Below are 21,228 nucleotides of genomic sequence, written 5' to 3' on the forward strand. Positions count from 1 at the left end.
GAAGTCTGCCCGATGAGTCAACGCCCTGTTCGTACCTCGCCTGCACATCCTGAGCTTTTTCTGATTCTGGGCAGCGGCCTCACGGTCGCCCTGATTGTGATTATCGTTGCGGCGTTGTTGGTCCGCGAACACGCCAGCACCCTTCAGGAAGCCAAACGTTCAACCACCAACATTGCCCAACTGATCAATGCCGACGTGCTGCGCAACGTTGAATTGTATGACCTGGCACTCAAAGGGCTGATTGCGGCCAAACAACGTGAAGACCTGTCCCAGGTGGCCGCGAGTATCCAGCATCTGGTGCAGTTCGACCTCGCCACCGCAGCGCCTTTCAAGGGCGAAGTGCTGTTATTGGACCCCACCGGCGCCGTTATCGCAGACTCATCAACGCTGCAGCCGACGCCGCGTAATTTTTCTAACCGCGATTATTTCCAGGTGCACGTAAAGGACAGCCAGGCCGGTTTGTTCATCAGCCGACCGTTCAAGATCCATTGCGACTGTGACCAGGTCTGGCGCATGGCATTCAGCCGGCGAGTATCGGGACCCAACGGTGAGTTTGCCGGCGTTGCGGTCGCGACCATGCGTCTGGCGTATTTCGACCAGCTGTTCAACACCCTGACCATCGGCAACGGCAGCAGCGTCAACCTGCTCAACAACAAAGGCATTTTGTTGGCCCAACAGCCGCTGCTCGAACGTGACATGATCGATAAGGACTTGAGCGAGCGACCGAACTTCAAGCGCATGCTGAGTGAAGGCAGTGGCAGCTTCCAAGCCATCTCGGCTCTCAGCGGCAAGGAGCGCCTGTACACGTTCACCAACGTCGGGGAATTACCGCTGATCGTGGTAGTGGCACTGTCCAGTGAAGATGTATTCGCCCCTTGGAAACGCGCCGCGCTGCTGACCAGTGGCGCCACCGGAATCCTGTGTATAGGTCTGTTGTGGCTGACCTGGATGCTGCGTCGTGAACTGCGACGACGCTACCGCGCAGAACGGGTGCTGTCAGAACTGGCAGCCACCGACGCCCTCACCGGCCTGCCCAACCGCCGCATTCTGGATGAACGCCTGCGCCTGGAATGGGACCGCGCCCAACGCTCAACGGAGCCGATGACGCTTCTGATGATTGACGTGGACCACTTCAAGGCTTTTAACGATCGCCATGGCCATAAGGGGGGCGATGAAGCCTTGCGCTCCGTGGCCCAAGTGATCGGCGGCAACATTCGTCGCCCTGCTGATCTGGCGGCGCGCTATGGCGGTGAGGAATTTGCAGTGGTGCTTCCGATTACCGATGCCAAGGGCGCACAGGTAATCGCCGAGCACATCCGCAGCAGCGTCGAACACTTGCCGCGGATAGCCGGGGATGAGCGGCCGATTACTGTGAGTATTGGTATGAGCACCTGGGATAAGCACAGTCGTATGTCGTTGGAAGCATTGCTGCTGAGTGCGGACCAGGCGTTGTATGAGGCCAAGCATACGGGGCGTAATCGGATCGTGGATGCAGCAACGCTGTCATGAGGCATCAGACTAATGTCCACAGAAGACTTGCTGTCACAGCCTAACTCACCACAACAGGCTCGCTTGCCACAGCAAGTCTGTTCACCAGAAAAACAGCCATAAAAAAAGGCCACCCGAAGGCAGCCTTTAAAAACTAAAGAAAGAGAGTTGTTACTTACACCGCCGCAACGGGACGCATGTAAGAGATCGGTGCGGTGCTGGCATCTTCGAAGGTCACGACTTCCCAAGCGTCTGTCTGCTCAATCAACTTGCGCAGCAGCTGGTTGTTAAGCGCGTGGCCCGACTTGAAGCCTTTGAACTCGCCTATCAGGCTATTGCCCAGCAGGTAGAGGTCACCGATTGCATCGAGGATCTTGTGCTTCACGAATTCGTCTTCGTAGCGAAGGCCGTCTTCGTTCAGTACACCATCCGCGTCGACCACAATGGCGTTTTCAACGCTGCCGCCGAGTGCGAGGTTGTGCTTGCGCAGGTACTCGATGTCACTCATGAAACCAAAGGTACGGGCGCGGCTGACTTCTTTTACGAACGAAGTGCTGGAAAAATCCACGCTTGCACTTTGGGTGCGGTCACGGAATACCGGGTGATCGAAATCGATCTCAAAGCTCACTTTAAAGCCTTCGAACGGGACGAAGGTGGCGCGCTTGTCGCCGTCTTCTACTGTCACTTCCCGCAGAATGCGTATGAACTTCTTGGCTGCGTCCTGTTCTTCCAGGCCGGCAGATTGAATCAAGAATACGAAGGGTCCAGCGCTGCCATCCATGATAGGGACTTCGGACGCGGAGAGCTCGACGTAGGCGTTATCGATGCCCAGGCCAGCCATGGCCGAGAGCAAGTGCTCCACCGTGTCCACTTTGACGTCACCGTTGACCAATGTGGTCGACATAGTGGTTTCGCCAACGTTTTCCGCGCGAGCAGGAATCTGCACCACAGGGTCCAGGTCGGCACGAACAAACACGATGCCGGTGTCGACAGGTGCAGGTTTGAGGGTCAGGTATACCTTCTCCCCGGAGTGCAGACCTACACCTGTGGCACGGATAATATTCTTCAGGGTGCGTTGTTTAATCATGGCTTGGACCGCTTGAGCGCAAATTGCGAACTGGTATCAACAAAGGCTGGCGATAATAGCAGACCAGACCTTTGCTGAACACCAATCACCTTCATAGCCCTGATACATTCCATCAATCGGCCTGACGACGCAGGAATGCCGGGATGTCCAGGTAGTCCAGGTCATCTTGCGGATTCGGGCTACGGGACGCCGCAGCACCGGCCTGAGCCTGGTTGCGCATCACGGTCGGACGATCCAGGTCACGGTAGTTCACCGACGGCATTTCCGGGCGCACAGGCGCTGGAGCTGCAGCCGATTGGCTGGCGTGGCTGGCATGGTTTGTATGAACGGTGTTGTCGATAACCTTTACAGGCTTCTCGATTTTCGCGCCCAGGCCGGTAGCAACCACAGTCACGTGCAGTTCGTCGCGCATGTCTGGATCGATAACGGTACCGACTTTGACCATCGCGTGCTCGGAAGCGAAGGCTTCGATGATGCTACCCACGTCGGAGTACTCACCCAGGGACAGGTCAGGACCGGCAGTGATGTTCACCAGGATGCCGCGTGCGCCTTGCAGGTTCACGTCTTCCAGCAGCGGGTTGCGGATGGCCGCTTCGGTGGCTTCACGTGCACGGTTAGGACCGCTGGCGCAGCCAGTGCCCATCATCGCCATGCCCATTTCGCTCATGACAGTACGTACGTCGGCAAAGTCGACGTTGATCATGCCTGGGCGTTTGATGATGTCGGAAATACCGCGAACGGCACCGGCCAGTACATCGTCAGCCTTAGCGAACGCGGACAGCAGGCTTGCGTCCTTGCCCAGGATGGTCAGCAATTTCTCGTTAGGAATGGTGATCAACGAGTCGACGCTTTCAGACAGCAGACGGATACCTTCGTCGGCGATCTGCATGCGCTTGCGACCTTCGAACGGGAACGGACGGGTTACGACTGCAACCGTCAGAATGCCCATTTCCTTGGCCACTTCGGCAATGATCGGGGCCGCACCGGTACCGGTACCGCCGCCCATGCCAGTGGTGATGAACACCATATTGGTGCCTTGCAGCACTTCGGCAATACGCTCACGGTCTTCCAAAGCGGCTTGACGGCCGACTTCCGGATTGGCGCCAGCGCCGAGGCCCTTGGTCACAGCAGTGCCCAATTGCAGGATGGTCCGCGCGCCGATGCTTTTCAGCGCTTGCGCATCAGTGTTGGCGCAGATGAATTCAACGCCTTCAATGTTGCTCTTGACCATATGGTTGACAGCGTTGCCGCCGCCACCGCCGACACCGATCACTTTGATGACCGGGCTGGCGGGGATGTTGTCTACGAGTTCGAACATGTTCCCTCTCCTTTCGTTATCTCTAGTTTTTTCGCCTACTGCTTACATCGGTGTTGCGGTAAAGCTTTAGAAATTGCCTTTTACCCAAGCCTGCAACCGTTCGAACAACGGCGCTTTGGCCTCGTCGTCGCTGCGGTAGCTGTCACGGATGCTCGGGCCCGACAGGGAAATGCCGTCGGTCTGCTTTTGCAGTCCGTACAACAGCAAGCCCACACCGGTGGAATAAATCGGGTTGCGCACCACGTCTCCCAGGCCTTTGACGCCATGGGGCACGCCCAGACGGACCGGCATGTGGAAGATTTCCTCGGCCAGTTCGACCGCGCCTTCCATCTTCGAGGTGCCACCCGTCAGCACGATGCCGGCCGGGATCAAATCTTCGTAGCCACTGCGACGCAGTTCAGCCTGGATCAGGGTGAACAGCTCGTCGTAACGCGGCTCGACCACTTCGGCCAAAGCCTGGCGCGACAGTTCGCGCGGTGGACGGTCGCCCACGCTCGGAACCTTGATGGTTTCGCCGGCACCGGCCAGCTTGGCCAGGGCGCAGGCGTAGCGGATCTTGATTTCTTCGGCGTACTGGGTCGGTGTACGCAACGCCATGGCGATGTCGTTGGTAACCTGGTCGCCTGCAATCGGGATTACGGCGGTGTGACGGATCGCGCCCTCGGTGAAGATCGCGATGTCGGTGGTGCCGCCGCCGATGTCCACCAGGCACACGCCCAGCTCTTTCTCGTCGTCGGTCAGTACCGAGTACGCAGACGCCAGTTGCTCAAGAATGATGTCGTCGATTTCCAGGCCGCAGCGGCGCACGCATTTTTCAATGTTCTGTGCAGCGTTGACAGCGCAGGTCACCACGTGGACCTTGGCTTCCAGACGTACGCCCGACATGCCCAGAGGCTCGCGAACGCCTTCCTGGTTATCGATCACGTAATCCTGCGGCAGGGTGTGCAGCACGCGCTGATCGGCCGGGATCGCCACGGCCTGGGCGGCGTCGAGGACGCGCTCTAGGTCGGCGGCGCTGACTTCACGGTCACGGATCGCCACGATGCCGTGGGAGTTCAGGCTACGGATATGGTTGCCCGCGACGCCGACAAACGCCGAGTGAATCCGGCAACCGGCCATCAGCTGCGCTTCTTCGATAGCGCGCTGGATCGATTGCACAGTGGACTCGATGTTCACCACCACGCCCTTCTTCAGGCCCCGGGACGGATGCGTGCCAATACCGACGATTTCGATCGCGCCGTCTTCCCCGACCTCGCCCACCAGCGCCACCACTTTGGAGGTGCCGATATCGAGACCGACGATCATTTTGCCGCTTTGCACGTTTGCCATGGGTCCTGCCTCTTCTTAATTCTTCGCGACAGCGGGTTGCGCTGCCGTGGGCGCAGCCGGTTCACGCCAGCCGACGGCAAGGCCGTTGGCGTAACGCAGGTCGACGCTCGCAATGTTCGTAATCTGTTCTTTCAAGGTCTTGTCGTAGATGGCAATGAAACGGCGCATCTTTTCCACCAAGCGGTCGCGCCCCAGCAACAACTGGATGCCCGGGCCGGAACTGCCTGCCCCGGTCGTCAAAAACCAGCTACCCCGTTCACGCAGTTCCAGGCGTGCAATGGAGAAGCCCATTGGCCGCAGCATCTGGCTCAAGGCCTGGTACTGCTGCATTACTTGCTGCTGCGCCCGCTGCGGCCCGAACAGCTGCGGCAGGTGCTCATAGTTGGCCAGCTCACGCGGGGTGAACGCCTGGCCCTGGTTGTTCAACAGCGCTTCATCACCCCAACGGGCCACGGGCAGTTGTTCCTCCAGGCGGATCGTCACCTGGTCCGGCCACACACGTCGGACTTCGGCGTGGGCGATCCACGGCATCTGTTCCAGCTCACCGCGCATACCGGCCAGGTCGATGGTGAAGAAGCTCGCGGCCAGGTACGGGCCAATGCGCTGCTGCACCGCTTGCTGGCTGATGTAGCTCAAGTCACCCTGCACGCTGATCTTGGTGATCGGACGGTCGGCGTACGGCAATAGACGCTGCGCACCTTCGTAAGTGCCGAAACCCAATGCCACCAGAAGCACCGGCCAGAACAGCGCCTTGAGGAAACCAAAGTTGGCTTTCGGCAGGCGCGCCGACATCGGCTCTTTAGCCACCATTCGGCTGGCACCCCGTGGCACCGGCTTGCGGCTCGGTGCTTGTGGGGGCTGATGACGAAGCGATGCGCCTTTCATGTCCTTAGCCTCTTGGCTCAATGCTGGCGGCAAGAATTGCCAGCACCAACTGCTGGAAATCCAAGCCGGCTGCGCGAGCGGCCATAGGTACCAGGCTGTGGTCGGTCATGCCCGGCGCAGTGTTGACTTCCAGGAACCAGAACTCCCCTTGGTCATCCTGCATCACGTCTGCCCGCGCCCAGCCGGCGATACCCAGCGCCTCACAGGCCTTCGCCGTGAGGTCCATCAATTCCTGTTCCTTGGCTGCGTCAAGGCCGCATGGGACCCGATACTGGGTATCGGATGCCAGGTACTTGGCGTCGTAGTCGTAAAAGGTGTGGGGCGTGCCCAATGCGATAGGCGGCAATACTTGGCCACGCAGGGTGGCGATGGTGTACTCGGGACCCTGGATCCACTGTTCCACCAACACTTGCGAATCGTAGGTACTTGCCGCTTTCCATGCGTCGATCAATTCGGCGGCCGAGTTCACTTTGGCCATGCCGATACTGGAGCCTTCATGGGCTGGTTTGACGATCAAAGGCAGGCCCAGTTCCTTGGCTGCAGAAATACAATCGTCTTCGCTGCACAGAACAGCGTGACGCGGGGTTGGAATACCCAGGCTGTGCCACACCTGTTTGGTGCGCAGCTTGTCCATGGCCAGTGCCGAGGCGAGGATGCCACTGCCAGTGTAAGGAATACCGGCGCATTCCAGCAGGCCCTGCATGCTGCCGTCTTCACCGCCACGGCCGTGAAGAATAATGAAGGCGCGGTCGATCTTTTCGGCCTGCAGGCGGGCGAGGAAGTCATCGCCCACGTCGATACCAAACGCATTCACTCCGGCGCTTTGCAGGGCTTCGAGCACGGCGTTGCCGGACTTGAGCGACACTTCGCGCTCGGCACTCTTGCCGCCGAACAGCACCGCCACACGGCCGAAGTCGGCTGGCGCGATTGTCGAAAACAGGGAGCCGTAGTCAGTGGTCATTTCGACTTCCCCTTCTCGGCGGCAAACAGCGGGCTCGCCAATAGTTTAGGGGCAAGGCCGCCGATATCACCTGCGCCTTGGCACAGCAGAATGTCACCAGCGCGCAGCAGCGGTTTGACGATCGGTGCCAGGTCCACACCGCGCTCGATGTAGATCGGGTCAAGCTGTCCACGCTGACGAATGCTGTTGCACAGCTTGCGGCTATCGGCGCCCGGGATCGGTTCTTCACCGGCCGGGTAAACCTCCATCAACAGCAGCACGTTGGCATCGGCCAATACATTGACGAAGTCGTCATACAGATCGCGGGTCCGGCTGTAGCGGTGCGGTTGGTAGACCATCACCAGGCGGCGTTCCGGCCAACCACCGCGCACGGCCTTGATCACTGCGGCAACTTCAGTCGGGTGGTGACCGTAGTCGTCCACCAGCATCACGTCGCCACCCTCTACCGGCAGTTGGCCGTAGACTTGGAAGCGACGGCCGACACCCGCAAAACGCGACAGGCCTTCCACGATGGCTTCATCGCTGACGCCTTCATCGGAAGCGATGCAGATGGTCGCCAGGGAATTCAATACGTTGTGGTTGCCCGGCATGTTCACCGACACATCCAGCGGCTCACGGTCAGGACGCAGTACGGTGAAGAAGGTTTGCATGCCTTCCTGGCGCACATTGATCGCACGCACGTCGGCGTCTTCGCTGAAGCCGTAGGTCACGGTCGGACGCTTGACCAGCGGCAGGATTTCACGCACTACCGGATCGTCCAGGCATACCACGGCCAAACCGTAGAACGGCAGGTTATGCAGGAACTCAACGAAGGTTTTCTTCAACTTGTTGAAGTCACCGTCGTAGGTCGCCATGTGGTCTTCGTCAATGTTGGTCACGACGGCCACAAGCGGTTGCAGGTGCAGGAAGCTCGCGTCGCTTTCATCGGCTTCGGCGATCAGGTAGCGGCTGGTGCCGAGCTGGGCATTGGTGCCGGCTGCATTCAGGCGGCCACCGATAACGAAGGTCGGGTCCAGGCCACCAGCGGCGAACACCGAAGCGATCAGGCTGGTCGTGGTGGTCTTGCCGTGGGTACCGGCGACGGCGATGCCGTGGCGATAACGCATCAACTCGGCCAGCATCTCGGCACGTGGCACCACGGGAATGCGGCGCTCAAGGGCGGTGGCCACTTCCGGGTTGGAAGTGTTCACGGCGCTGGACACCACCAGCACGTCGGCCTCAGCCGCGTTCTCAGCGCGGTGGCCGATGAAAATCTGTGCACCAAACGACTTCAGGCGCTCGGTGACCGGCGACTCTTTCAAGTCCGAGCCGGACACTTGGTAGCCCAAGTTCAGTAACACTTCGGCAATGCCGCACATGCCCACGCCGCCGATACCGACGAAGTGGATGCGACGGATGCGGCGCATCTCGGGTTGTGGCATGGCTTTCTGATTCTCAACCATGGGCCACCTCCAGGCAGATATCCACCACGGTGCGGGTTGCGTCAGGTTTGGCCAGGCGGCTTGCGGTGCTCGCCATGTTGTTGAGTCGTTCCGGTTGCATCAAAACCTCGGTCAGGCGTGCGGCCAAATCGGCGGCGCCAGTCGTTCTTTGCGGCAGCAGGAAGGCAGCGCCCTCCCCGGCCAAATATTCGGCGTTGCGGGTCTGGTGATCGTCGATGGCGTGGGGCAAAGGCACCAGCAAGGACGGCAGACCGGCGGCGGCCAGTTCACTGACGGTCAGCGCACCAGCGCGACAGACCACCAGGTCGGCCCAGCCATAGGCATGGGCCATGTCTTTGATGAAAGGCTGTACGTTCGCCTCAACACCGGCTTCGCGATAACGCGTGGCGGTGATTTCATCGTGGTTCTTGCCGGCCTGATGGAAGATCTCCGGGCGCAATTCCACAGGGAGTTGCGCCACCGCTTCCGGTAGCAATTTGTTCAATGGCTCAGCGCCCAGGCTTCCGCCCAGGATCAGCAGGTGCGCCTTGCGACCCGCGAGCGCTTCGCGGGCGATGTCCATAAACAGCTCGGTGCGCACCGGGTTGCCGGTGGTACGGCGCTTATCCGACACACTGAAAGTGTTGGGAAACGCTTCACACACCCGCGCAGCCAACGGCACCAGCAAGCGGTTGGCGGTGCCGGCCACAGCGTTCTGCTCGTGCACGATCACCGGCACACCGGCGAGCTTGGCCGCGACGCCGCCAGGGCCAGTTACATAACCGCCAAAACCAAGCACACACACCGGCTGCAATTCACGGATGACCTTGCGCGCCTGCCACACCGCCTTGAGCAAGACGAAAGGTGCCTTGAGCAAGGACAACTTGCCCTTGCCGCGCAGGCCTGTGACGTTGATCAGATGCAACGGCAAGCCGGCACTCGGTACCAATTCGTTTTCGATACCGCGCGGCGTGCCCAACCAGTGCACGGTGTAGCCACGGTTCTGGAACTCGCGCGCACACGCCAGGGCTGGGAATACGTGGCCCCCAGTGCCGCCAGCCATGATCAGCACATTAGCGCCCATGGGTCGGCTCCTCGGCGAAGTCGCTTTCGCTGAACTCCATCTCTTCGCTGCCCAAGTGGGTTCGACTCTCCCACTCAATGCGCAGCAACAAGCCCAGACAGGCGCAGCAAATCACTAGCGAACTGCCGCCGTAACTGAGGAACGGCAAGGTCAGCCCCTTGGTCGGCAGCAGGCCGACGTTCACACCGATATTGATCAAGAACTGGCCGATCCACAGGAACGACAAGCCGTACGCCACATAGGCGGCGAAATACTGTTTGGCCTTCTCGGCCCACAAGCCGATGTACATGCCGCGTACACACACGAACACAAACAGCGCGACGGTGCACAGCGAACCAACCACGCCCAACTCTTCGGCGAGTACCGAGAACACGAAGTCGGTGTGGGCTTCCGGAAGGTAGAACTGCTTTTGCACGCTATTGCCCAGGCCAACGCCCAGCCACTCACCACGACCAAAGGCGATCAACGCCTGGGTCAATTGATAGCCGGAGCCAAACTGGTCGGACCACGGGTCGGTAAAGGTAATCAGACGCGCCATCCGGTAGGGTTGCGCCTGCACCAGGATGGTCACGGCCGCCACTGCCAGCACCACCATCAAACTGAAGCGGAACAGGCCCACGCCGCCGAGGAAAAGCATCGCCGCGGCAGCGCCCATCATCACGACGGTGGCGCCGAAGTCGGGCTCCATCAGCAAGAGGCCGGCCATGGGCAAAAGCACGATGAATGGCTTGAAGAAGCCCATCCAGCTTTCGCGCACTTCCTTCTGACGACGCACCAGGTAACCGGCGAGATAGATCACCACGAACACCTTGGCGATTTCCGACGGTTGCACGTTGAACGCGCCGAAACCAATCCAGCGCATCGAGCCGTTCACCTCGCGGCCGATACCCGGCACGATCACCATGACCAGCAAGCCAAACGCGCCGATCAGCATCAGCCAACCGAGACGCTGCCAGGTGGCGATGGGGATCATCATGGTGACGATGCACGCACCCAGACCGATGATCAGGTACACCAAGTGACGGATCATCATGTAAAGGGTGTTGCCCGACTGCACGGCAGCCACTTCGGAAGACGCCGAGGTGATCATCACCAGGCCCAGGCCCAGTAGCGCGAGGCAACCGGCGAGCATTGGGAAATCAAGGTCGATGCCACGCCCGGTGATAATCGGCGACGGGTACGGCTTGATGATGTTTCTGAAATCAATGCTCATGCCAAGCCCTCCACGGCGCGGGCGAACAACTGGCCACGCTCTTCGTAGTTCTTGAACATGTCGAAACTGGCGCACGCCGGCGACAGCAGTACCGCATCGCCTGGTTGAGCCAAGGCTTTGCATTGAGCAATGGCGTCATCAAGGGAGGAGGCACGCACCTGTGGCACGGCATCACCAAGCGCGGCGGCGATCAAGTCGGAGTCGCGGCCCATCAAGACCACGGCGCGGCAATGCGCAGCCACCGGTGCCTTGAGATCTTTGAAATCGGCGCCCTTGCCATCGCCACCGGCGATCAGCACCAGCTTGCCGTCGATATCGGCGCCAAGCCCTTCGATCGCAGCCAGTGCGGCGCCGACGTTGGTGGCTTTGGAGTCGTTGTAATAGCTGACGCCATCGAGATCACGCACCCACTGGCAGCGGTGTTCAAGACCGGCGAAGGTGCGCAGGCTGGAGAGCATCGCGTCGAATGGCAGACCGACGGCATGGCCAAGCGCCAATGCCGCCAGGGCGTTGGACTGATTATGGGCACCACGAATTTTCAGCTCGCGCACTGGCATCAGGTTCTGAAATTCGAAGGCCAGGTATTTCTCGCCGTTCTCTTCGCGGATACCGAAGGCCTTGAAGTCGGGCTTGCCCAAACCGAAGGTCCAGCAGGGCATGCCCTCGCCCATCAGCGGACGGCTAAGGGCATCCTGGCGGTTGACCACAAATTGCTTGGCGCCGCGGAAGATCCGGTGCTTGGCCAGATGATATGCCGGCAGGCCGCTGTAGCGGTCCATGTGGTCTTCGCTGACGTTCAGAACAGTGGCGACTTCGGCGCCGAGGTCATGGGTGGTTTCCAGCTGGAAACTAGACAGTTCCATCACGTACAGCTCGATGTCGTCGCTGAGCAGGTCCAGCGCCGGGGTGCCGAGGTTACCGCCCACGGCCACGCGCTTGCCGGCCGCCATCGCCATCTCACCGACCAGGGTGGTCACGGTGCTTTTCGCGTTGGAACCGCTGATGGCTACGATCGGCGCTTTCGCGTTACGCGCGAACAGGTCGATATCGCCGGACAGCTTCACGCCACGGGCCGCTGCGGCTTGCAGGGCCGGTGTCGCCAGGGCTAGGCCGGGGCTCACGTAGAGCTCATCGGCGCGGCACAGAAACTCGACATCCAACTCGCCACAACGCACTTCCACGTGCGGGTAGTCACGGCGCAGCGTGACCAGCTCCGGTGGATTTTCCCGCGTATCGGCAACGGCAAACGACGTGCCCCGGTTCGCCAGGAAGCGAACCAGGGACATGCCGCTCTTGCCGAGGCCGACAACGATGCGGAAGTGGTCTGAAGCGATCAGGGACACTCGTTTCTACCTCAGTTTCAGGGTGGCAAGGCCAACCAGTACGAGAATCACAGTGATGATCCAAAAACGGACGATCACGCGTGGCTCGGGCCAGCCCTTGAGTTCAAAGTGGTGGTGAATCGGCGCCATGCGGAACACGCGGCGCCCGGTCAACTTGAAGGACGCCACCTGGATGACCACCGACAGGGTTTCCATCACGAACACACCGCCCATGATGAACAGCACGATTTCCTGGCGAACAATCACCGCGATGGTGCCCAGGGCTGCACCGAGCGCCAGCGCGCCGACGTCGCCCATGAAGACTTGTGCCGGGTAGGTGTTGAACCACAGGAAGCCCAGGCCGGCACCGATCAGTGCGCCGCAGAACACAATCAGTTCACCCGCGCCCGGTACATAAGGGATCAGCAGGTACTCAGCGAATTTCACGTTACCTGACAGGTAGCAGAAGATGCCAAGCGCGCCGCCCACCATCACCGTCGGCATGATCGCCAGACCGTCGAGGCCGTCGGTCAGGTTCACCGCGTTGCTGGAGCCGACGATCACGAAGTAGGTCAGCACCACGAAGCCGATACCCAATGGAATGCTGGCGTCCTTGAGCATCGGGATGATCAGGGTGGTTTCCACTGCGCTTGGCGCCGTGGTGTACAAGAAGATCGCTGCGCCCAGGCCGAACACCGACTGCCAGAAATACTTCCAGCGGCTTGGCAGCCCCTTGGAGTTTTTCTCGATCACTTTGCGGTAGTCATCGACCCAGCCGATGGCGCCGAACAGCAAGGTCACCAGCAGCACCACCCAGACGTAGCGGTTGTGCAGGTCGGCCCACAGCAAGGTGCTGATGCCGATGGACGACAGGATCAACGCGCCGCCCATTGTCGGGGTGCCGGACTTGGACAGGTGCGACTGCGGGCCGTCATTACGAACCGATTGACCAATTTGCAGGTTCTGCAGGGTGCGGATCATCCACGGCCCCAAAAACAGCGACAAAGACAGCGCGGTCAGCACACCCAGGATCCCGCGCAGGGTCAGGTACTGAAAGACCGCGAAGCCTTTGTGGAACTGTTGCAGATACTCAGCCAGCAGCAGCAGCATTAATGTTTCTCCGTACTTGAGCCACACAAGGCCGCGACGACGTTTTCCATCACCGCGCTGCGCGATCCCTTGATCAAAATGGTTGTGTGTTTGTCTTGTTCTGCTGTGCCCAGCGCCTGAATCAACTCGGCCTGGGTTGCGAAATGTCGCGCACCTTGGCCGAAGGCAGCCACGGCATGGGCCATGTTCGTACCAACGGCGTAGAGGGCGTCGACTTTGCCTGCGGCATACGCGCCGACTTCGCGGTGGCCTTGTTCAGCCCAGTCGCCCAATTCGCCGATGTCACCCAGTACCAGCACCTTGCGACCGTCAAAACCCTTTAGCAGGTCTACAGCGGCATTAATGGACGATGGGTTGGCGTTGTAGGTGTCATCAATCACACGCATGCCGTTGGTTGCCAACTGCGCCACGGTACGACCCTTGACCGGTTGCACCGCGCCCAGGCCCGTGGCAATACCGAACAGCGAAACGCCCAAGGCATGGGCCGCAGCGGCGGCGGCCAGGGCATTGGCGACGTTATGGTTGCCCAACAAATTCAGTTGCACGTGTTCGTCACCTTGCGGGGTGTGCAAGGTGAAGGACGGGCAGCCACGGGCATCGACGGTGATGTTGGATGCATGGAAATCAGCCGCTGCGTTAAGCACGGCAAACGTCAGGACCTTGCGACCGGCGGCGCGTACACGCCAGGTCTCGAAGGCCTTGTCGTCTAAATTCAAAACCGCGGTGCCAGATGCATCCAGGCCCTCAAGAATCTCGCCCTTGGCTTCGACGATTTTTTCCGGTCCACCGAACTCGCCAACGTGGGCAGTACCGGCGTTGTTGATAATTGCTACGTGGGGCTTGGTCAGCGCCACGGTGTAGGCGATTTCGCCGATACGCGAAGCCCCCAGTTCGATCACTGCCGCCGTGTGTTCCGGGTCGAGTTCAAGCAGGGTCAGCGGAGCGCCAAAGTCATTATTAAGGTTGCCACGGGTCGCAAGCACCGGGCCGCGCGTACGCAGTACACCAGCAAGCAGTTCCTTGACCGTTGTCTTGCCGCTGGAGCCGGTAACGGCTGCGACAGGCTTATCAAAAGCGGCACGGTTCAGCGCACCCAATTGACCGAGAGCCAAGCGGGAATCCGCGACCAGCAGTTGCGGCAAGGTGGAGTCGGCGACTTCGCGCTGAACCAAGGCACCCACGGCACCTTTTGCGGCAACTTCGTTCAGGTAATCGTGGCCGTCAAAACGCGGGCCGGCCAAGGCGACAAACAGTTGCCCTGGCTTGATCGCGCGACTGTCGATACTCACGCCATCGAAGCAGCAATCGCTCGACAGCATACGAGCGGACAGAGCCTGGCTCAGCTCGCTGAACTTCATCGCTTTAAGCATGGGCAATCTCCCAGGCGGTCAAGGCGTGATCGGCCTCGACCAGATCGGAGAAGGCATGACGCTCGCCATTGATTTCCTGGTAGTCCTCGTGCCCCTTGCCGGCCAGTACTACCACGTCATCAGCGCTGGCACTGGCGATCAACTGGGCGATGGCGGCGCCACGACCGGCAACGAAAGTAGCCTTGGACGCGTCTTTAAAGCCTGCGCGGATATCGTCGAAGATCTGCCTCGGGTTTTCGCTGCGCGGGTTGTCATCGGTGACGAGTACGCCGTCGGCCAGGCGCTCGACAATCTCGGCCATCAGCGGACGCTTGCCGCGATCGCGATCACCGCCGCAACCGAACAGGCACAGCAACTTCCCTTTGGCGTGAGGACGCAAGGCTTCGAGGACTTTTTCAAGGGCATCCGGGGTGTGGGCGTAATCAACCACCACCAGCGGCTGGGTGCCGCCACCCAGGCGTTGCATGCGACCGGCCGGACCTTCCAGCTTCGGCAGCACTTTGAGGATTTCGTCCAGGGCGTAATCCAGGCCAAGCAGCGCGCCGATAGCGGCGAGGACGTTGCTGAGGTTGAACCGCCCGAGCAAGGTGCTGCGCAGGTGATGTTCGCCTTGGGGCGTTACCAACGTGGCGCGAACGCCTTCGTCATTAAATTGGGCTTCGCGACAATACAGGTACGCGCTGGAGTCCAGCAGGCTGTAGCTGATCAAACGCGATTCGCTGTCCTGCGCAGCCAACTGGCGACCGAACTCGTCGTCCAGGTTCACAACCCGGCACTTCAGGTCATTCCAGGCGAACAGCTTGGCCTTGGCGGACGCATACGCCTCCATCGTCCCGTGGTAGTCCAGGTGGTCGCGGGACAGGTTGGTCATCACCGCCACATCAAAGGCCAGGGCGGTTACGCGGCCCTGGTCCAGACCGTGGGACGAGACTTCCATGGCAACCGCCTTGGCACCGGCCTTTTTCAGGTCGGCCAGGGTCGCTTGCACAGCAATAGGATTGGGCGTGGTGTGCAGGCCGCTTTGAAGCGCGCCATAAAAACCGGTGCCAAGGGTGCCAACGATGCCGCAGTGCTGGCCCAGCAGGTCAAGCGCTTGGGCAACCAGTTGGGTCACACTGGTCTTGCCGTTGGTACCGGTCACACCCACCAGATTGAGATGGCGGCTCGGGTCGCCATAGAAGCGCCCGGCGATGTCCGACAATTGCTTGGCCAAGCCTTTGACAGGGATCAGCGGCACGTCGGTAATCGGCAGCACCGTGGCGCCTTCCACTTCATAAGCCACGGCCGCGGCGCCGCGCTGCAAGGCGTCGGCAATATGCGCACGACCATCGACCTTGCCGCCTGGCACCGCCAGGAACAGATCACCGGCGCGCACGTTACGGCTGTCGAGGGTCAACTCGCGAATCAGCAGATCGCGACCAGCGTGGGCAAAAATCTTATTCAGGCTAAGAGACATCAGCCGCGCCCTCCATTGGCTTTGACTGCAGCAACCGGTGGTCCGGCATTCGCTTGTTGAGTCGGCGGCAAGTTGTCCGGCGTGATGTTCATCAAGCGCAGGGTGCCGGACATCACTTTGCTGAACACTGGCGCCGAGACCAGACCACCGAAGTAACCGGCTTTGCTCGGCTCGTCGATCACTACAACAATGGCGTAACGTGGATCGCTCATCGGGCCAAAGCCGGCGAACAGCGAACGGTAGGAGTTTTCGGCATAGCCCTTGGTACCCACCGACGTTTTACGCGCGGTACCGGACTTGCCTGCCACGTGATACGCCGGCACCTGGGCACGGAATACGCCGCGCGGCGCTTCGATCACTTGTTGCAGCATGCCTTGCATAGTCTTGGCGACGTTTTCCGGGATCACCTGAGTGGCTTTCGGCGCTTCGTCGACGTGAATCAGGCTCAGCGGCACCATGCGACCGTTGTTGGCCAGCACGGAGAACGCGTGCGCCAGTTGGATTGCGGTTACCGACAGGCCGTAACCGTAGGAAAGCGTGGCGGTCTCGGCCTTTTTCCAGTCGCGGTAGTTCGGCAGGTTGCCGACACGCTCACCGGGAAAATCCAGACCGGTGGGTTGGCCCAAGCCGATTTTCTGCGCCAGGTGGTAGATGGTTTCACCGCCGATATCGAAGGCGACCTTACTCATGCCGACGTTACTGGAGTTGATCAGGATGCCTGTCAAATCCAATACCGGACCTTCGGTGCGCGATACGTCACGAATAGTGTATTTGCCCAGCTGCAAAGTGCCTGGGTACACCTCGACCTTGTCGCTGGGTTTCCAGCGCCCGGTTTCCAGGGCGGCACTCATGGAGATGGCTTTCATGGTCGAACCCGGTTCGAACACGTCGATCATGGCGCGGTTGCGCATCATCGCCGGCTGCAGGTTGCGACGGTTATTCGGGTTGTAGGTCGGCTGGTTGACCATAGCCAGGATCTCGCCGGTCTTCACGTCCATGATCACCAGGCTGCCGGCCTTGGCGCCGTTCTCGATGATCGCGTTACGCAGCTCGCGGTTGGCCAGGTATTGCAGACGCAGGTCAATCGACAACGCCAAGGGCTTACCGGCCTTGGCGTTTTTGGTGACTTGGACATCCTTGATCAGTCTGCCGCGCCGATCCTTGATGACTTGTCGTTTACCGGGAACACCAGCCAGCCATTCGTCGTAGGCCAACTCCACGCCTTCGCGGCCGTGGTCATCGATGTCGGTAAAGCCGACCATGTGGGCGGTGGTTTCACCGGCCGGATAGAAACGACGGAATTCCTCGATGCCGTAGACACCGGGGACTTTAAGGTCGAGCACTTGCTGGCCCTGCTCGGGGGTGAGGCCACGAACAAGGTAGATGAATTCTTTATTGGCTTGAGCCTCAAGGCGCTCGGCCAAGGCTTTTGGATCCTGGCCCAGTGCGGCAGCCAGTTGTGGCCACCTGTCCTTGGCAACCTGCAACTCCTTGGCGTTGGCCCACAGGGTAGTTACCGGCGTACTGACGGCCAGAGGCTCGCCGTTACGGTCGGTAATCAGGCCGCGGTGCGCAGGAATCGGGATATGACGAAGGCTACGGGCGTCGCCCTGGCCGATCAGGAAGTCACGGTCGACTACCTGCAAGTCGATGATCCGCCAGGCAATCGCCCCCACCATCAATGCCAGCAACCCGAGCATCAGTCGGAAGCGCCATGGATAAAGTGCGCCCTCGAGCTTCATCATGGCGCCACCATGCGGACTTCGGCCGCGCCCGGAATGTGCATTTTCAGTTGTTCGGTGGCCAGAACTTCGATACGGCTATGGGCCGTCCAGGTACTTTGCTCAAGAATCAACCGACCCCATTCCGCCTGCGCTTTGTCGCGCACACTCAATTCCCCGTACAGGGTGTTAAGCAGTTGACGGTTGTAGTGGGCGCTGTAGGACACCGCAATCGCGGACACCAGCACGCCGACAAACAGCAGCAACATAAAGAAGCTGCCGCCCGGCAGGGGCTTGGCAAAAAGCTTGCTCACCGCAGCTTCTCCGCGACGCGCATGACGGCGCTACGGGAGCGTGGGTTGGCCTTGAGTTCGGCCTCGGAAGCAAACTGCGCTTTGCCATGGATTTTGATTTTCGGCACAAAGGCTTCGAAACGCACCGGCAGGTTGCGCGGCAGGTTGTCGGACTCACCCTTGACCAACCGACGCATGAACAATTTGACGATGCGGTCTTCAAGGGAGTGGAAACTGATCACCACTAGACGACCGCCCACTTCCAAAGCGTCCAGCGCGGCTTCAAGACCAGCTTCCAGATCGCCCAGTTCGTTGTTGACGTGAATGCGCAGGCCTTGGAACGCACGGGTCGCAGGATTCTTGCCCTTTTCCCATGCAGGGTTGGCGACTTTGAGTACTTCGGCCAGGTCGGCTGTGCGTTCGAACGGCTGAATTTCACGGCGCTCCACCACGGCACGTGCCATGCGACCAGCGAAACGCTCTTCACCGTATTCCTTGAATACGCGGGTAATTTCTTCATGGGGAGCGGTGGCGATGAACTGTGCCGCACTGATGCCACGGGTAGGATCCATGCGCATATCGAGAGGGCCATCGTTCATGAAGCTGAAGCCGCGCTCCGGATCATCGAGCTGCGGCGAAGACACGCCTAAGTCGAGCAAAACCCCGGCCACCTTGCCCGCCATACCACGCTCGGCGACTTCAGCACCCAGCTCGGCAAAGCTGCGCTGCACAACGACAAAGCGGCCGTCTTCGGCCGCTAGCGCTTGCCCGGTGGCAATCGCTTGGGGGTCTTTGTCGAACCCGAGGAGCTTGCCGTCGGGACCGAGCTGGCTGAGTATCAACCGGCTGTGCCCGCCCCTGCCAAAGGTGCCATCCAAATAGCAGCCATCCGCGCGTACGGCGAGAGCCTCAACGGCTTCGTCAAGCAGTACGGTGATGTGGTTAAAGCCGCTATCAATAGTCACAGGATCAAATCACGCAGTTCATCAGGCATAGCGCCCGGTTGTTGAATAGCAGCCAGGTCAGCTGCAGAAACAGCATCCCAGGCATCTTCGTCCCACAATTGGAACTTGTTCAGTTGGCCAACCAGCATTGCGCGCTTGTCCAGCTTGGCGTACTCGCGAAGACGCGGGGGCACCAGGAAACGACCACTGCCATCGAGCTCAAGGTCGACGGCATTACCGATCAGCAAACGCTGCAGGCGGCGGTTTTCTTCACGCAATGAAGGCAGGGCGCGCAATTTGGTTTCAATCAACTCCCACTCATCGAGCGGGTAAACACATAAACAAGGATCAACAGCATCGATAGTGATGATTAATTGCCCGGAACTTCGCGAAATCAGCTCGTCACGATACCGGCTCGGCATGGCGAGACGGCCTTTTGCATCGAGACTGATAGCGTTAGCTCCGCGAAACACAGATGCGTTTCTCCAAATTTTAGCGTTTTACGTTCAAAAAACCCACTTTGTGCCACTTTCCGCCACTTGCGCACACTATAGGAATGCGCCCACCACACCGTCAAGGCGCGGATTCAAGGAAAAGCCTTACAGAACGGAGATTTAGGAGCGTAAAAGCAGGAGAAACCAGAGTTCGGCGGTATTTTTGACCCAATAAGGGCAAATAGCTCAAAGAGCTACGACTTAAAGTTAAAGTAATTTATTAAGAGTAAGATTTTTTTGGTATTACGAAGATGCATCTGCCAATGATTTGGCAGGGAAGGATTCTTGCGTTATTACCGGTTTTCTGCCCGAGACTCGGGCAGAAGGAAAAAGGTGGAGAGTCGATCTGTAAGCCGGGTTCTGTCTTGAACAGTCATTCGTCTACGATGGCCATCACTGGACATCTTTAGCAACCTACCCGGTCCCAGCGCGGGCCACGCCTTGGGACCCTATTTGGTCTTGCTCCAAGTGGGGTTTACCTAGCCACGAACTGTTGCCAGTCGTGCGGTGCGCTCTTACCGCACCTTTTCACCCTTACCGGTACCGAAGTACTTAGGCGGTTATTTTCTGTGGCACTTTCCGTAGGCTCACGCCTCCCAGGCATTACCTGGCACTTCGCCCTATGGAGCCCGGACTTTCCTCCCCCCCCTAATTTTCATAGAAGGCAGCGACTGTCCAATCGACTCTCCGCCGCGCAGGTTAACGGCATGGCGGCCTCAGGACAAGTAATAATAGTCACCAAGGCCATCACGTTCAGACGGAATACCGGTTTAACCCCGGAACTATTCAGCTTTCTGTTTATCCAGCGCAACTTGATACAACACATTCTTGCGCAGACCGGTAATTTCTGCAGCCAGGGCCGCGGCGCGCTTGAGGGGCATCTCCTTGAGGAGCAGGTCAAGAATACGCATGGCCTCGCTGCCGACCGCATCTTCGGCCTCCGGCGCCGTCCAGCCCGCCACCAGCACCACACACTCGCCACGCTGTTGATTGCTGTCGCCCTCGACAAATGCACGCAACTCCTCCAGCGGCAGCCCCTTGAGGGTTTCGAATGTTTTAGTCAGTTCTCGCGCCAACAATGCCAGGCGCTCGCCGCCAAACACCAATTCCATATCTTGCAGACATTCAAGGATGCGGTGCGGCGCTTCGTAGAAGATCAAAGTACGCGGCTCTTCCTTTACCGCCTCAAGACGCGCACGACGCCCCACTGCTTTGGCCGGCAGGAAACCTTCGAAAATAAACCGATCTGAAGGCAGCCCCGCGGCAGACAATGCAGCAATCAGTGCGCACGCACCCGGAACAGGCACTACATTGATACCAGCGGCCCGCGCCTGGCGAACCAAGTGGTAACCCGGATCAGAAATCAGCGGCGTTCCCGCGTCGGAGATCAGCGCCACATCGTCACCGGCCAGCAGGCGCACAATAAAGCGGCTGCCTTCTTCGCGCTCGTTGTGCTCGTGACAGGCGGCTAATGGCGTGCTGATACCAAAATGTTGCATCAACCGCTGGGAGTGCCGAGTGTCTTCCGCCGCGATCAATTTAACCTCGCGCAACACTTTCAGCGCCCGGGCACTGATGTCGTCCAGGTTGCCAATGGGCGTCGCCACGACAAAAAGCGAGCCTGCAGTGGAATTCAAAGGACCTGGAGCAGTCAAAACGCACACCTCGATGGTTGGCAAAAGCCGCATTGTAGCGCGTAGATGCTTTGAAAATATGCCATCACGGTCGATGC

General features: G+C 59.7%; 18 protein-coding genes and 1 other RNA gene. 1 reads left to right on the forward strand and 18 read right to left on the reverse strand.

The window, feature by feature from the left end; genetic code table 11:
- Window positions 1-12 precede the first annotated feature (12 nt).
- A complete protein-coding gene (locus ACKZ62_RS23620) occupies window positions 13-1,509 on the forward strand; it encodes a sensor domain-containing diguanylate cyclase (protein WP_099601152.1) in 1,497 nt (498 codons plus the stop codon).
- A 154-nt stretch (window positions 1,510-1,663) separates the two neighbouring features.
- Here the strand turns inward: ACKZ62_RS23620 and lpxC are convergent, their stop codons facing one another.
- The 18 genes from lpxC to rsmI form a co-directional block, all read right to left on the reverse strand.
- Window positions 1,664-2,575, reverse strand: a complete 912-nt coding sequence (gene lpxC / locus ACKZ62_RS23625; protein WP_003171886.1) for a UDP-3-O-acyl-N-acetylglucosamine deacetylase — start codon at window positions 2,573-2,575, stop codon at window positions 1,664-1,666.
- A 112-nt stretch (window positions 2,576-2,687) separates the two neighbouring features.
- Window positions 2,688-3,893: a cell division protein FtsZ gene (gene ftsZ, locus ACKZ62_RS23630; RefSeq protein WP_095183868.1), complete on the reverse strand. Its 1,206-nt coding sequence runs from the start codon at window positions 3,891-3,893 to the stop codon at window positions 2,688-2,690.
- A gap of 66 nt (window positions 3,894-3,959) precedes the next feature.
- Window positions 3,960-5,222, reverse strand: coding sequence for a cell division protein FtsA (gene ftsA / locus ACKZ62_RS23635; RefSeq protein ID WP_032886326.1), 1,263 nt, complete (start codon window positions 5,220-5,222; stop codon window positions 3,960-3,962).
- Window positions 5,223-5,237: 15 nt separating this feature from the next.
- A complete protein-coding gene (locus ACKZ62_RS23640) occupies window positions 5,238-6,107 on the reverse strand; it encodes a cell division protein FtsQ/DivIB (protein ID WP_032886325.1) in 870 nt (289 codons plus the stop codon).
- Window positions 6,108-6,111: 4 nt separating this feature from the next.
- A complete protein-coding gene (locus tag ACKZ62_RS23645; RefSeq protein ID WP_099601151.1) occupies window positions 6,112-7,068 on the reverse strand; it encodes a D-alanine--D-alanine ligase in 957 nt (318 codons plus the stop codon).
- Entirely contained in the window at window positions 7,065-8,510 is a 1,446-nt protein-coding gene (murC, locus tag ACKZ62_RS23650) for a UDP-N-acetylmuramate--L-alanine ligase (RefSeq protein WP_032886323.1), read from the reverse strand. Before murC ends, ACKZ62_RS23645 begins: the two co-directional genes overlap by 4 nt.
- On the reverse strand, window positions 8,503-9,573 hold the full coding sequence (gene murG / locus ACKZ62_RS23655) for an undecaprenyldiphospho-muramoylpentapeptide beta-N-acetylglucosaminyltransferase (protein WP_032886322.1): 1,071 nt from the start codon (window positions 9,571-9,573) through the stop codon (window positions 8,503-8,505). The genes murC and murG overlap by 8 nt, the downstream gene beginning before the upstream one ends.
- Window positions 9,563-10,786 carry a putative lipid II flippase FtsW gene (gene ftsW / locus ACKZ62_RS23660; RefSeq protein WP_032886321.1) on the reverse strand — a complete coding sequence of 408 codons (1,224 nt, stop codon included), beginning with the start codon at window positions 10,784-10,786 and terminating at the stop codon, window positions 9,563-9,565. The genes murG and ftsW overlap by 11 nt, the downstream gene beginning before the upstream one ends.
- Entirely contained in the window at window positions 10,783-12,129 is a 1,347-nt protein-coding gene (gene murD, locus ACKZ62_RS23665) for a UDP-N-acetylmuramoyl-L-alanine--D-glutamate ligase (protein WP_122680345.1), read from the reverse strand. Before murD ends, ftsW begins: the two co-directional genes overlap by 4 nt.
- Before the next feature lie 6 nt (window positions 12,130-12,135).
- On the reverse strand, window positions 12,136-13,218 hold the full coding sequence (gene mraY, locus ACKZ62_RS23670) for a phospho-N-acetylmuramoyl-pentapeptide-transferase (protein ID WP_032886319.1): 1,083 nt from the start codon (window positions 13,216-13,218) through the stop codon (window positions 12,136-12,138).
- Entirely contained in the window at window positions 13,218-14,588 is a 1,371-nt protein-coding gene (locus ACKZ62_RS23675; RefSeq protein WP_447095903.1) for a UDP-N-acetylmuramoyl-tripeptide--D-alanyl-D-alanine ligase, read from the reverse strand. Before ACKZ62_RS23675 ends, mraY begins: the two co-directional genes overlap by 1 nt.
- Entirely contained in the window at window positions 14,581-16,044 is a 1,464-nt protein-coding gene (murE, locus tag ACKZ62_RS23680) for a UDP-N-acetylmuramoyl-L-alanyl-D-glutamate--2,6-diaminopimelate ligase (protein ID WP_447095904.1), read from the reverse strand. Before murE ends, ACKZ62_RS23675 begins: the two co-directional genes overlap by 8 nt.
- On the reverse strand, window positions 16,044-17,786 hold the full coding sequence (locus ACKZ62_RS23685) for a peptidoglycan D,D-transpeptidase FtsI family protein (RefSeq protein WP_163033163.1): 1,743 nt from the start codon (window positions 17,784-17,786) through the stop codon (window positions 16,044-16,046). Before ACKZ62_RS23685 ends, murE begins: the two co-directional genes overlap by 1 nt.
- Entirely contained in the window at window positions 17,786-18,079 is a 294-nt protein-coding gene (gene ftsL, locus ACKZ62_RS23690) for a cell division protein FtsL (protein ID WP_003216203.1), read from the reverse strand. Before ftsL ends, ACKZ62_RS23685 begins: the two co-directional genes overlap by 1 nt.
- Complete coding sequence (gene rsmH, locus ACKZ62_RS23695; RefSeq protein WP_032886315.1) at window positions 18,076-19,023, reverse strand: 16S rRNA (cytosine(1402)-N(4))-methyltransferase RsmH; 948 nt, start codon at window positions 19,021-19,023, stop codon at window positions 18,076-18,078. The genes ftsL and rsmH overlap by 4 nt, the downstream gene beginning before the upstream one ends.
- Window positions 19,020-19,475, reverse strand: coding sequence for a division/cell wall cluster transcriptional repressor MraZ (mraZ, locus tag ACKZ62_RS23700; protein ID WP_003171868.1), 456 nt, complete (start codon window positions 19,473-19,475; stop codon window positions 19,020-19,022). Before mraZ ends, rsmH begins: the two co-directional genes overlap by 4 nt.
- Window positions 19,476-19,829: 354 nt before the next feature.
- Window positions 19,830-20,183: RNase P RNA component class A (rnpB, locus tag ACKZ62_RS23705), an RNA gene on the reverse strand.
- Between the two features lie 95 nt (window positions 20,184-20,278).
- Window positions 20,279-21,184 carry a 16S rRNA (cytidine(1402)-2'-O)-methyltransferase gene (gene rsmI / locus ACKZ62_RS23710; protein WP_163033157.1) on the reverse strand — a complete coding sequence of 302 codons (906 nt, stop codon included), beginning with the start codon at window positions 21,182-21,184 and terminating at the stop codon, window positions 20,279-20,281.
- Window positions 21,185-21,228: the final 44 nt, after the last annotated feature.

The sequence above is a fragment of the Pseudomonas sivasensis genome, from assembly GCF_052938085.1.